The following is a 12510-nucleotide window of genomic DNA, read 5'->3' as shown; positions in this document are numbered from 1 at the left end:
GATGGGGCCATGACCACTGTGGACCTTCCACTGCTGCCGCTCGGCCGTGGCACCGACCCGCTCTCCGAGCGTGGCGTCGACTGCCCCGGTGACCTGCCGGCCGCCTCCGATCCCGACCTGGTCGAGCGCGCACGCGCCGCCCGGGAGAAGCTGGGCGAGCGGCTGTTCGTGCTCGGGCACCACTACCAGCGCGACGAGGTCATCCAGTTCGCCGATGTCACCGGCGACTCCTTCAAGCTCGCCCGCGACGCGGCTGCCCGGCCGGAGGCCGAGTTCATCGTCTTCTGCGGCGTGCACTTCATGGCCGAGTCCGCCGACATCCTCACCGGCCCCGACCAGCGGGTGATCCTGCCCGACCTCGCGGCTGGCTGCTCGATGGCCGACATGGCGCGCATCGCACAGGTCGAGAAGGCATGGGCCGCGCTCGCCACTGCCGGGGTCCAGGACGTCGTCGTCCCGGTCACCTACATGAACTCCAGCGCCGACATCAAGGCGTTCTGCGGTCGCAACGGCGGTGTCGTGTGCACCTCGTCGAACGCCGAGGTCGCGCTCGAGTGGGCCTACGCGCAGAAGGGCGAGAACACCAAGGTCCTCTTCCTGCCCGACCAGCACCTCGGTCGCAACACGGCGGTTCTCCAGCTCGGCATCGAGCTCGACGAGTGCGTCGTGTGGAACCCGCACAAGGCCGACGGCGGGCTGACCGCCGAGGAACTGGCCAAGGCGAAGATCATCCTGTGGAAGGGCCACTGCTCGGTCCACGGCCGCTTCACCGCCGACGTGATCGACGAACTGCGCGCCAAGGTCCCCGACCTCAACGTGCTCGTCCACCCCGAGTGCCAGCACGAGGTCGTGCTCAAGGCAGACCAGGTGGGTTCGACCGAATACATCATCAAGACGATCGAGGCCGCGCCCGCCGGCTCCGCGTGGGCGATCGGCACCGAGCTCAATCTGGTGCAGCGCCTCAAGAACGCCCACCCGGACAAGAACATCATGTTCCTGGACCGCAACGTCTGCTACTGCTCGACGATGAACCGGATCGACCTGCCGCACCTCGTGTGGACGCTCGAGAACCTCGTCGAGGGCGTCGTCGTCAACCAGATCACCGTCGACCCGCAGACCGAGGCGGACGCGCTCGTCGCACTGCAGCGGATGCTCGACCTGCCCGGGAAGTCCCACCGTGACTGACACCCTGCCCGCCTGTCCCGCGTGTGCGAGCGAGTACACCTACGAGATGGGCGACCTGCTCGTCTGCCCCGAGTGCGCCCACGAATGGTCGCCCGCGGAAGCTGCCGCCGAAGCCCGGGCCGAGGCCGAAGCGGACCTCGTGCGCGACGCCAACGGCAACCCGCTGGCAGACGGTGACGACGTGATCATCATCAAGATCCTCCCCGTCAAGGGAGCACCGAAGCCGATCAAGGCCGGAACCAAGGTCCGCAACATCCGGCTGGTCGACCCGACCAAGCGGGTGGGCGATCACGACATCGACGCCAAGGTCGACGGCTTCGGCCCCATGCAACTCAAGTCCAGTGTGGTCAGGAAGGCCTGAGCGTGTTCAAGCGCACCAAGTCCCCCGTCGAAGAGACGACCGTCGCGAAGCCGGGCGGCAAGGGTCGTCCGACCCCGACCCGCAAGGAGGCTGAGGCCGCCGCGAAGGCGCGTGCGAAGGCGCCGACCGACCGCAAGGCGAACTCCCGCAAGGAGCGCGAGTTCCGGGCCGAGCAGAGCAAGCGGATCCGCCAGGGCATGAAGGAGGGCGACGAGAAGTACATGCTGCCCCGTGACCGCGGTCCGGTGCGCCGCTTCATCCGCGACTACGTCGACGCCCGGTTCTCCATCGTGGAGATGGTGATCCCGCTGATGATCGTCGGGCTGATCCTCGGCTACACCGGCAACTCGGCGCTCGTGCAGGCCAGCAGCCTGGTCCTGCTCGCCACGGTGCTGTTCGTCGTCACCGACATGTTGGTGCTGCGCTTCCGGATCCGTCGCGAGCTCAAGCGGCGCTTCCCCGAGGAGCCGCTCAAGGGCACCACGTACTACACGCTCACCCGCGCCATGCAGATGAAGTTCATGCGGATGCCGAAGGCGAAGGTCAAGATCGGGCAGGCCCTGCCGGACGACTACCGCTGACGTGAAGGTCATTGCCGCGCTGCACGCGCCTGCCCTCGGGGGCGTGCTCCTCGGGTCAGCCTTCCGCGGCGACGTCGCCGGATGCGGCGCGACCCGGCTCCAGGTCAACCTGGACGACGACGCGGTTGCCCCCGCCATGCGGTTCGGACCCGGCGCGCCGATCACGGCAGTCGTCAGCGTCTGGACCAGCGGTTCCGTGGGTTCGCTCGTGGACGTCGTACGACGGCTCGACGCGAGCGCCGACCTGTGGCGGGTCGAGGAGCGCGAACCCCTCCCCCCGCCCGCCGTTGCGGACGGCGAGCGAGCCGATGCCCTCGCGAACTTCGCCTTCCTCCGGCGGCCGGACTCCCTGTCGAAGGAGGCATGGCGGGCCGACTGGCTCGACCGGCACACGCAGGTCGCGATCGACACCCAGGGAACGTTCGGCTACGTGCAGAATCCCGTGCTCGAGGCGCTCACCAGTGAAGCACCAGGGGTCGCCGGCATCGTCGAGGAACTGTTCCCGATGGCCGGCATGTCGGACCACCACGCGTTCTACGGCAGCGGTGGCGACGAGGCCGAGTTCCAGCGGCGGTTCGCGGCCCTGATGGAGAGCTGCGAGCGGTTCGGTGCCGCGCAGGGCCTCGACCTCGTGCCGACCAGTCGTTACACGTTCACGCTGGCCTGACCGGCGAGATCAGCCCAGCACTTCGGACCGTCGCGGCGACCGGGTCAGCTTCGGGTCGGTCGTCACCACGCCGTCGAGCACCCGGTCGATCGCCGCGAGCGTGTCGGCGTCCAGCTTCACGCCGGCGGCCTTGACGTTCTCGGTGACCTGCTCGGGACGGCTGGCGCCGATGATCGCGGCGGAGACGTTGTCGTTCTGCAACACCCAGGCGACCGCGAGCTGCGCGAGCGAGAGCCCGGCCGCCTCGGCGATGGGCGTCAGCTGCTGGACCCGCTCGAGGACGTCGTCCTTGAGCCAGCGTCCGATGTTGTCGGCTCCGCCCTTGGTGTCGGTCGCACGCGACCCGGCGGGCGGCGGCTGGCCGGGGAGGTACTTGCCGGTCAGCACGCCCTGCGCGATGGGCGACCAGACGATCTGGCCGAGCCCGAGCTCGCGGCTCGCGGGGACCACTTCCTCCTCGATGACCCGCCAGAGCATGGAGTACTGCGGCTGGTTGGAGATCAACGGCACGCGCAGCTCGCGGGCGAGCTCGGCCGCCGCGCGGATCTCCTCGGCCCGCCACTCCGAGACACCGATGTAGAGCGCCTTGCCGGACCGGACGACGTCGGCAAACGCGAGCATCGTCTCCTCCAGCGGCGTCTCGTGGTCGAACCGGTGCGCCTGGTACAGGTCGACGTAGTCGGTGCCGAGGCGCCTCAGCGACCCGTCGATCGACTCGAGGATGTGCTTGCGGGAGAGGCCGTGGTCGTTGTGCTTGCCCGGACCCGTCGGCCAGAAGACCTTCGTGAAGATCTCCAGTCCCTCGCGGCGCTCGCCGACGAGCGCCTTGCCGAGGACGGTCTCGGCTGCTGTGTTGGCGTAGACGTCGGCGGTGTCGAAGGTGGTGATGCCGTCGGTGAGGGCCTGCCGGACGCACGCCAGGGCGGCCTCCTCCTCGACCTGCGAACCGTGGGTGAGCCAGTTGCCGTAGGCGATGGCCGAGATCCTGAGGCCGCTCGCTCCGAGGTTGCGAATTTCCATGTCTCGACCCTAGTGGCGACAAGCAAGGCGACGGCGACGCCGACGGACGGCCCTGCCACGCACCCTGCGAGGATGACTGCATGGTCTCTGCTGACGTCTCCGTCCGGGTCGGCTGGCCGGCCGACGCCCCCGGGATCGCCGCCGTCCAGCTCCGCACCTGGCAGCAGCGGTACGACGACGAGCTGGCCGCGCTGCTCAAGGAACGCGGCATCGGGCCGGATGCCCTCACCGAGTCCTGGCGCGCGTCGCTCTCCCGACCCCCCGAGGCCCGGCACCGCGCCCTGGTGGCGCTGACGCACGACGTGGTGGTCGGCTTCGCGCTCACGGTGCCCGCGAGCGACCCCGACGTGGACCCCGCGGTGGACGGCGAGATCGTCGAGTTCACGATCGACCCGGACAAGACCCGCGCCGGCCACGGGTCACGGCTGCTGCAGGCCTGTGCCGACACCCTGGAAGCCGACCGGTTCACGCGGGCGGTGTGCTGGGTGTCGACCACCGACGACGCGCTGCGCGCGTTCCTCACGAGCGCGGGCTGGGGTCCCGACGGTGCGAGCCGCGAGCTCGCTGACGAGTCCGGCGGCACGATCAAGCAACTCCGGCTGCACACCTCACTCGTCTGAGCGACCACTCGACGTCGCCATGGAGAGTCCCACCCGTCGTACCGTCGTTCGCGACAGCTTGGGCGTCGCGATCGCGACGGGCACCTACGGCCTGGGCTTCGGCGCCGTGGGCGTCGCGTCCGGTCTCGATGTGGCGCAGACGTGTGTGCTGTCACTGCTGATGTTCACCGGAGCCTCCCAGTTCGCGTTGGCGGGCGTACTGGGCTCCGGGGGCACTCCGCTGGCCGGAGCCCTCGCTGCACTGCTCCTGGGCACCCGCAACACCCTCTACGGCCTCCGTCTGGCTCCGCTGCTCGGCTACCGCGGGTGGCGACGCGCCCTGGCGGCCCACGTCCTCATCGACGAGTCCACCGCGATGGCCGTGACCCGCCCCGACCGCGATCTGGCCCGCACCGGCTTCCTCGTCACCGGCGGCACCATCTTCGTGCTCTGGAACCTCACCACCCTGGTCGGCGCGGTCGCGGGTGAACAGCTCGGCGACCCGCGCGACCTCGGACTGGACGCAGCGGTCGGCGCGGCCTTCCTCGCCCTGCTGTGGCCACGCCTGACGACGCCCGTGACGCGAACCGTCGCCCTCCTGGCCGCGCTGGTGGCCGCGGGCGCGGTCACGGTGACCCCGGCGGGCGTGCCCGTGCTGGTGGCCGCGGGCGTGGCGGTCCTTGTCGGCGCGCTCACTGCGCGCTCGAGCACCGAGCCCGACGAGCCTGGCCACACCGACGAGGAGGTGCCCGCATGATCTGGTGGGCCGTCCTCGGCGCAGGCCTCGGTTGCTACCTGCTCAAGCTCGCGGGCCTCGCGGTGCCGGCGCGGGTGCTGAGCAACCGTGTGGTCGCACGGATCGCCGACCTGATCCCGGTGGCCCTGCTGGCCGGACTCGTCACCGTGCAGGTCTTCGCCGCGCCCGAGGGACGCGCCCTGGCCCTTGACGCACGTGCGGCAGCCCTCGGGCTCGCCGTACTGCTCCTGATGGCGCGAGCACCGTTCCTGGTCGTCGTGTTCGGCTCAGCCGCCTGTGCGGCCCTGCTCCGCCTGCTCTGAAGCACTTCGCGCTATTCGAGGTCGAGGAAGTGCTCGAGTCCCACCGTGAGCCCGGGGAAGTCGCCGATCCGTCGTACACCGGTCAACACGCCCGGGGTGAACGAAACTCGGTCCAGTGAGTCGTGGCGGATGGTGAGGGTCTCCCCCACGCCACCGAGCACGACCTCCTGGTGGGCCACCAGGCCACGAATGCGCAGGCTGTGGACCCGGACACCGTCGACGTCCGCGCCGCGCGCCGCGGCGATGCCGGTGCTGGTCGCGTCCGGGATCGGCGCGCTGCCGGCGTCGCGGCGTGCCGCGGCAATCAGTTCCGCCGTACGACCGGCGGTGCCGCTCGGGGCGTCGGCCTTGGTCGGGTGGTGGAGCTCGATGACCTCGACCGACTCGAAGAACGGGGCGGCGATGGCCGAGAACCGCATCATCAAGATCGCGCCGATCGAGAAGTTCGGGGCGATCAACACGCCTGTACCGGGGCTGTCGGCCAGCCAGCCACGCAGCGTCTCGAGGCGCTCGTCATCGAAACCGGTGGTGCCGACGACGGCGTGAATGCCGTTCTCGATGCAGTAGCGCAGGTTGTCCATCACCACATCGGGATGGGTGAAGTCGACGACCACCTGGGTGCCGGACTCGGCGAGCGACTCGATCGAATCGCCCTGGTCGACACCGACGGTGAAGTCGACGTCAACGGCGTCCTCGACGGCTCTCACCACCTCGGCACCGACCTTGCCGCGGGCACCGAGCACCCCGACCTGGAGCCGTCCTTCTGCTGCATTCTCAGCGACACGTGAAGCCACGAGACCAAGGTAGTGCGTCACCCGGGCCGAGGTTCTGGCAGGCTGACCCCCATGGTGAACAAGATCCCAGCCCGGATCCGATGGGCGGTGGATTTCATGGACGTCCAGCCCAACGACCACGTGCTGGAGATCGGATGCGGTTCCGGAGCCGCCGCCGACCTCATCTGCCGTCGACTCGAGGGCCGAGGCAAGATGTTTGCCATCGACCGTTCCGAGGCCGGCGTGGACCGCACGAAGGCCCGCTGCGCCGAGCACATCGAGGCCGGAAAGCTGACCGTGCGCCAGATCGACCTGGCCACGCTGCGCGTCCCGGTCAAGCGGCTCACGAAGGTGTTCGCCTTCGACGTGCACCTCTTCTGGGTGCGTGACGCAGCCGAGGAGATCGCGCTCCTGCACGAGCGACTGATGCCCGGCGGGTCGGTGCAGTTGTTCTTCGACACCAGCAAGCCCGAGCACGTCCCCGACATGCTCGCCAAGACGTCCGAGCAGTTGCGCGACGGCGGTTTCCGGGTCTACATCGTCGACTCGAAGGCGCCTCCCGTCATCGGAATCATCGGGCGCCGCTGACCCACCCCGGCGCCGGTTTCGACCGGCGGTCGGCAGATTCCGCTTGGCCGAGGATTGGCCAAGCGGGGGGCAGGTCTGGTTAACCTGCTGGTGCATGTTGCCCGTTCTCGGGCAGACCTTGCCGTGTCCGCGGAGCATGATCCGGCGGACCGTTTCCCGGATCGGTGTGGCGTTGAATCGCCCCTTTCTGGTGGCTCAGGGTGCCGAGAGCGGACGGCCGCACGACCCCTGAGGAGTGACGTGACCGAGAACGAACCCATTTCCCTGCCCCACCCCGCGCTGGACCAGGCGATCGAGATCAGCGAGGCGCCGCGCCGGGGCCTGGACCTGGTCGTCTTCGGCTGCGCCGCCGCCGTCAGCGTCGCCTTCGTCCTGTGGGGCCTCACCAGTACGACGTCCCTCGGCAACGCCTCCGATCACGCCCTGAACTGGGTCCTGACCAACACCGGCTGGCTCTTCGTCCTGGTGACCAGCGGCTTCGTCGTCTTCGTCGTCTGGCTCGCCATGAGCAAGTACGGCGCCATCCCGCTCGGCCGCGACGACGAGGAACCCGAGTTCAAGACCGTTTCCTGGATCGCGATGATGTTCAGCGCCGGGATGGGCATCGGCCTGATGTTCTACGGCGTCTCCGAGCCGCTCTCGCACTACGCGACGGCTCCCCCGGGCACCGAGGGCAACGCGGACGCCGCGGCCCAGACCGCCATGGCGACCACGATGTTCCACTGGACGCTCCATCCGTGGGCGATCTATGCGGTGGTTGGCCTCGCGATCGCGTACGGCGTCTACCGCAAGGGCCGCGTCCAGCTGATCTCGGCGGCGTTCGCCCCGATCCTCGGTCGCCACGCCGAAGGGCCCGCCGGGAAGCTCATCGACATGTTCGCGATCTTCGCGACCCTCTTCGGCTCGGCGACGTCGCTCGGTCTCGGCGCACTGCAGATCAGCAGCGGCCTCGAGATCGTCGGCGGCATCGGCCCGCTCGGCAACGGCGCGCTCGTCGCCATCATCGCCGTCCTGACCGCCGCGTTCGTGCTGTCCGCCGTGTCGGGAGTCGCCAAGGGCATCCAGTGGCTGTCGAACACCAACATGGTGCTTGCCGTCGTACTGGCACTGTTCGTGTTCGTCGTCGGCCCGACGGTCTTCATCCTCAACCTCGTGCCGACGTCGATCGGCAGCTACGCCCAGGACCTCGCCATGATGGCGGCCCGTACCGGCGCCGAGGGCCAGGACACCGCGGACTGGCTGGGCACGTGGACGGTCTTCTACTGGGCCTGGTGGCTCTCCTGGACGCCGTTCGTCGGCATGTTCATCGCCCGGATCTCGCGTGGCCGCACCATCCGCCAGTTCGTGACCGGTGTGCTGCTCGTCCCCAGCGTCGTCAGCGTGCTCTGGTTCTGTGTCCTCGGTGGCACGGCCATCGACCTCCAGAACAAGGGCACCGACATCGCGGGCGCCGACGGCCTCGAGGCGCAGCTCTTCAGCACCCTCGACGCCTTCCCGCTGGCCACGGCGGCGAGCGTGCTCGTCATGCTGCTGGTCGCGATCTTCTTCGTCTCCGGCGCGGACGCCGCGTCCATCGTGATGGGCAGCCTGTCCGAGCGCGGGACGACCGAGCCGCGACGACGGGTCGTCATCTTCTGGGGCGTGGCCACCGGCGCGGTCGCGGCCGTGATGCTGCTCGCGGGCGGATCGGACGCACTCCAGGGCCTGCAGACGATCACCATCGTCGCTGCCCTGCCGTTCGTGCTCATCGTGATCGGCCTCGCGGTCGCCCTGATGGCCGACCTGCGCAACGACCCCTTGGTCGTGCGCCGCCGGTACGGCGAGGAGGCGATCGAGCAGGCCGTCATCGCCGGCGTCACCGAACACGGAGACGACTTCGCCTTCACTGTCGAACTGGCCGAACCGACCGAGGACGAAGCCGAGACCGGGTCCGAGTCTGTCGCTGTTCGTTAGGCGGGGCCGACAACGGCCAGCAGCTCCGCACGACCGAACACGTCAGCGGCCACGGCCTGCACCTGCTCCAGCGTCACGCCCTCGATCCGTGCGATGACGTCGTCGATCCCGGTGACCTCGGCATGAACGAGTTCGTTCTTGCCCAGGCGCATCATCCGCGAGCCCGAGTCCTCGAGGCCCAGGATCATGCCGCCGACCAACTGTCCCTTGCCACGGGAGAGTTCGTCGGCGCTGATGCCTTCGGCAGCGATCAGGTCCAGTTGTTCGCGCACGACAGCGAGCACCTCGTCGGTGCGGTCGGGCAGGCAGCCGACGGCGACGCCGACCAGCCCCGAGTCGGCGTAGTGGCTGGCGAAGGAGTAGACCGAGTAGGCCAGACCTCGCTGCTCACGGACCTCCTGGAAGAGGCGGCTCGACGTACCGCCACCGAGAGCGGTGTTGAGCACGCCGAGGGCGAAGCGACGGTCGTCGTCGCGGGCCAGGCCCTCGCGGCCGATCACCACATTGACCTGCTCGAAGGGGCGCTCGACCTTGCCGGATCCGCCGGTCACCCGGGGGCGACGGCGGGCGGCGATGGCACGCGGAGGCTCGGGGACGGCCTGGCCGTCGAGCCAGCCGTGACGTGAGAAGGCCTTCTTGATCGCCTTCACGACAGCGTTGTGGTCGACCGCGCCAGCGACGGAGATGACGGTGTTCGCGGGCACGTAGTGCTTGCGGTAGAACCGCTTGATCTGAGCGGGCGACATGGCTTCGATCGAGCCGGTGGTGCCGGCGATCGGGCGGCCCAGCGGCGACTCGACGCCCCAGGCCAGCTCCGCCAGAAGATTCTGTACGACGTCATCGGGGTCGTCGTCGTGCATCGCGATCTCGTCGAGGATGACGTCGCGCTCGGCGTCGACGTCATGGCCCTCGATCAGCGATCCGGTGATCATGTCGCCGACGACGTCCACCGCGAGCGGCAGGTCATCGGACAGCACCCGCGCGTGGAAGCAGGTGTACTCCTTCGCGGTGAAGGCGTTGAACTCGCCACCCACCGCGTCGAGTTCGATCGAGATGTCCAGCGCGGTGCGCTCCCCCGTGCCCTTGAACAGCAGGTGCTCGAGGAAGTGCGAGGCGCCGTGGGTCGTCGCGGTCTCGTCGCGTGACCCGACCCCGATCCACACACCGAGGGCAGCCGACCGGGATCCGGCCATCTGCTCGGTGACGATGCGCAGGCCGGACGCGAGCTGCGTCCGTCGTACCAGGGAGGTCACGTGGCCGGCGTCGTCACGGACGGTTTCGAGGGTGCGGGTCGAGGCCCGGGAAACGGCCGACGGCCGGTCAGCGTTGCGCTGACCGGCCGTCGTGTTGAGCTTGTTGCTCACGCGTCCTCGGACTCCGCAACCTCGGCGGCTTCCTCGGTCGAGGCAGCCTCCTCGACGACGGGGATCAGCGAGAGCTTGCCGCGGTCGTCGATCTCGGCGATCTCGACCTGGAGCTTCTGACCGACGGAGACGATGTCCTCGACGTTCTCGACGCGCTTGCCACCGGCGATGGCGCGCAGCTTGCTGATGTGCAGCAGCCCGTCCTTGCCCGGCATCAGCGCGATGAAGGCACCGAAGTTCGTCGTCTTCACGACCGTGCCGAGGTAACGCTCACCGATCTCGGGCATGGTCGGGTTGGCGATCGCGTTGACCGCCTGGCGGGCGGCCTCGGCCGCTTCACCGTTGGTCGCACCGATGTAGACCGTGCCGTCGTCCTCGATGGACAGCGTGGCACCGGTGTCGTCCTGGATCTGGTTGATCACCTTGCCCTTCGGGCCGATGACCTCGCCGATCTTGTCGACAGGGACCTTCACCGTGATGATCCGCGGAGCGTGGATCGACATCTCCTCGGGGCCGTCGATGGCCTCGCCCATGACCTCGAGGATCGCCAGACGCGCGTCCTTGGCCTGGTTGAGGGCCTTCGCGAGGACCTCGGCCGGGATGCCGTCGAGCTTGGTGTCGAGCTGGAGCGCGGTGACGAACTCCTTGGTGCCGGCGACCTTGAAGTCCATGTCGCCGAACGCGTCCTCGGCGCCGAGGATGTCGGTCAGCGCGACGTACTCGAGCTTGCCGTCGATCTCACCGGAGATGAGGCCCATCGCGATACCGGCGACGGAGGCCTTCAGCGGGACACCGGCCTGCAGCAGCGACAGGGTCGAGGCACAGACCGAACCCATCGAGGTGGAGCCGTTGGAGCCCATGCACTCGGAGATCTGGCGAATCGAGTAGGGGAACTCCTCGCGGCTCGGCAGCACGGGCACGAGGGCGCGACGCGCCAGGGCGCCGTGGCCGATCTCGCGACGCTTCGGCGAACCGACGCGACCGGTCTCACCGGTGGAGAACGGCGCGAAGACGTACTTGTGCATGTAGCGGCGGTGCTTCTCCGGCGACAGCGTGTCGAGCTGCTGCTCCATCTTGAGCATGTCGAGGGTGGTGACGCCCAGGATCTGGGTCTCGCCACGCTCGAACAGCGCCGAACCGTGGACGCGCGGGATCACGTCGACCTCGGAGTGCAGCGGACGGATGTCGGCGAGGCCGCGGCCGTCGATGCGGATCTTGTCGCGGAGCACGCGCTCACGGACGACGTTCTTGTTGACCGAGCGGAATGCCGCGCCGATCTCCTTCTCGCGACCCTCGAACTGGCCGGCGAGCTTCTCGAGCAGGCCACCCTTGAGCTCGTCGGTGCGGGTTTCGCGCTCCTGCTTGTCACCGATGGTCATCGCGGAGGCCAGGTCGGCCTTCGCGGCGGCCTCGACGGCTGCGTAGACGTCGTCCTCGTAGTCGAGGAAGATCGGGAACTCCTGGATCGGCTTGGCCGCAACGTTGGCCAGCTCCTGCTGGGCCTCGCACAGCTGCTTGATGAACGGCTTGGACGCGTCCAGACCGGCAGCAACGACCTCTTCGGTCGGAGCCTGGGCACCGCCCTGGACCTTGGCGAACGAGTCCTCGGTGGCCTCGGCCTCGACCATCATGATCGCGACATCGCCGGTCTCGGTGACGCGGCCGGCAACGACCATGTCGAAGACGGCGTTCTCGAGCTGGCTGTGGGTCGGGAACGCCACCCACTGGCCGTCGATCAGGGCGACGCGGGTGGCGCCGACGGGGCCGGAGAACGGCAGGCCGGAGAGCTGGGTCGACAGCGACGCGGCGTTGATCGCGAGCACGTCGTAGGGAGCGTCGGGGTTGAGCGCCATCACCGTGATGACGACCTGGACCTCGTTGCGCAGACCCTTCTTGAAGGTCGGGCGCAGCGGGCGGTCGATCAGGCGGCAGGTGAGGATCGCGTCCTCGCCCGGGCGGCCTTCGCTGCGGAAGAACGAGCCGGGGATCTTGCCGGCGGCGTACATCCGCTCTTCCACGTCGATGGTCAACGGGAAGAAGTCGAAGTGGTCCTTGGGGTGCTTGCCGGCGGTCGTGGCCGAGAGAAGCATCGTGTCTTCGTCGAGGTAGGCAGTCACCGAACCGGCGGCCTGGCGGGCCAGGAGGCCCGTCTCGAACTTGATGGTGCGGGTGCCGAACTTGCCGTTGTCGAGAACGGTCTCCACGGCGGAAATGACGGGTTCAGTCAAGGGGTTCTCTTATTCATATGGGTGCGGGACGCGTTGCCCCGCTGAAATGGACTTGATGACGTTCGCCACCTTATCGATCAGGCGGCGAAATGCAGAACGGGCGACCCCATCAGGGGTCACCCGTTCAACAAT

Annotated in this window: 13 protein-coding genes; 9 read left to right on the top strand and 4 right to left on the bottom strand. The window is 68.7% G+C overall.

What is annotated here, in order from left to right; translation table 11 throughout:
- Positions 1-9 precede the first annotated feature (9 nt).
- From nadA to HRC28_RS12360, 4 genes are read left to right on the top strand one after another with little or no spacing between them, the layout of a single operon-like run.
- Positions 10-1185, top strand: a complete 1176-nt coding sequence (nadA, locus tag HRC28_RS12375) for a quinolinate synthase NadA (protein ID WP_182380355.1) — start codon at positions 10-12, stop codon at positions 1183-1185.
- The gene (locus HRC28_RS12370; protein WP_182380354.1) at positions 1178-1546 is read left to right on the top strand and encodes a zinc ribbon domain-containing protein YjdM; all 369 of its coding nucleotides are present in this window, start codon (positions 1178-1180) and stop codon (positions 1544-1546) included. Before nadA ends, HRC28_RS12370 begins: the two co-directional genes overlap by 8 nt.
- Before the next feature lie 2 nt (positions 1547-1548).
- On the top strand, positions 1549-2127 hold the full coding sequence (locus HRC28_RS12365) for a DUF3043 domain-containing protein (protein ID WP_182380353.1): 579 nt from the start codon (positions 1549-1551) through the stop codon (positions 2125-2127).
- Position 2128: 1 nt separating this feature from the next.
- Positions 2129-2794: an EthD domain-containing protein gene (locus HRC28_RS12360; protein WP_182380352.1), complete on the top strand. Its 666-nt coding sequence runs from the start codon at positions 2129-2131 to the stop codon at positions 2792-2794.
- Between the two features lie 9 nt (positions 2795-2803).
- On the opposite strand, the gene HRC28_RS12355 is transcribed toward HRC28_RS12360, so the two are convergent.
- The gene (locus HRC28_RS12355) at positions 2804-3814 is read right to left on the bottom strand and encodes an aldo/keto reductase family protein (RefSeq protein ID WP_182380351.1); all 1011 of its coding nucleotides are present in this window, start codon (positions 3812-3814) and stop codon (positions 2804-2806) included.
- Positions 3815-3894: 80 nt separating this feature from the next.
- On the opposite strand from HRC28_RS12355, the gene HRC28_RS12350 reads away from it, so the two are divergent.
- From HRC28_RS12350 to HRC28_RS12340, 3 genes are read left to right on the top strand one after another with little or no spacing between them, the layout of a single operon-like run.
- Positions 3895-4434 (top strand): GNAT family N-acetyltransferase, encoded by a 540-nt coding sequence (locus tag HRC28_RS12350; protein ID WP_182380350.1) that lies wholly within the window; start codon positions 3895-3897, stop codon positions 4432-4434.
- 19 nt (positions 4435-4453) lie between these two features.
- Positions 4454-5170: an AzlC family ABC transporter permease gene (locus HRC28_RS12345; protein WP_182380349.1), complete on the top strand. Its 717-nt coding sequence runs from the start codon at positions 4454-4456 to the stop codon at positions 5168-5170.
- Entirely contained in the window at positions 5167-5472 is a 306-nt protein-coding gene (locus HRC28_RS12340) for an AzlD domain-containing protein (protein ID WP_182380348.1), read from the top strand. The genes HRC28_RS12345 and HRC28_RS12340 overlap by 4 nt, the downstream gene beginning before the upstream one ends.
- Positions 5473-5483: 11 nt before the next feature.
- Here the strand turns inward: HRC28_RS12340 and dapB are convergent, their stop codons facing one another.
- A complete protein-coding gene (gene dapB / locus HRC28_RS12335) occupies positions 5484-6266 on the bottom strand; it encodes a 4-hydroxy-tetrahydrodipicolinate reductase (RefSeq protein ID WP_182380347.1) in 783 nt (260 codons plus the stop codon).
- Positions 6267-6317: 51 nt separating this feature from the next.
- Here dapB and HRC28_RS12330 point away from each other — a divergent pair, with 51 nt between their 5' ends.
- Entirely contained in the window at positions 6318-6833 is a 516-nt protein-coding gene (locus HRC28_RS12330) for a class I SAM-dependent methyltransferase (protein WP_182380346.1), read from the top strand.
- A 240-nt stretch (positions 6834-7073) separates the two neighbouring features.
- Positions 7074-8786 (top strand): BCCT family transporter, encoded by a 1713-nt coding sequence (locus HRC28_RS12325; protein ID WP_237111818.1) that lies wholly within the window; start codon positions 7074-7076, stop codon positions 8784-8786.
- Here HRC28_RS12325 and HRC28_RS12320 read toward each other — a convergent pair.
- Together HRC28_RS12320 and HRC28_RS12315 are read right to left on the bottom strand one after the other, a co-directional pair.
- Entirely contained in the window at positions 8783-10150 is a 1368-nt protein-coding gene (locus HRC28_RS12320; protein ID WP_182380345.1) for a pitrilysin family protein, read from the bottom strand. The genes HRC28_RS12325 and HRC28_RS12320 overlap by 4 nt on opposite strands.
- Positions 10147-12378: a polyribonucleotide nucleotidyltransferase gene (locus HRC28_RS12315; RefSeq protein ID WP_182380344.1), complete on the bottom strand. Its 2232-nt coding sequence runs from the start codon at positions 12376-12378 to the stop codon at positions 10147-10149. The genes HRC28_RS12320 and HRC28_RS12315 overlap by 4 nt, the downstream gene beginning before the upstream one ends.
- Positions 12379-12510 lie beyond the last annotated feature (132 nt).

The sequence above is a fragment of the Nocardioides sp. WS12 genome (assembly GCF_014108865.1).
Taxonomy (GTDB): Bacteria; Actinomycetota; Actinomycetes; order Propionibacteriales; family Nocardioidaceae; genus Nocardioides.
Note: the sequence above shows the minus strand (reverse complement) of the source record. Positions and strands in the feature narration are given on the sequence as shown.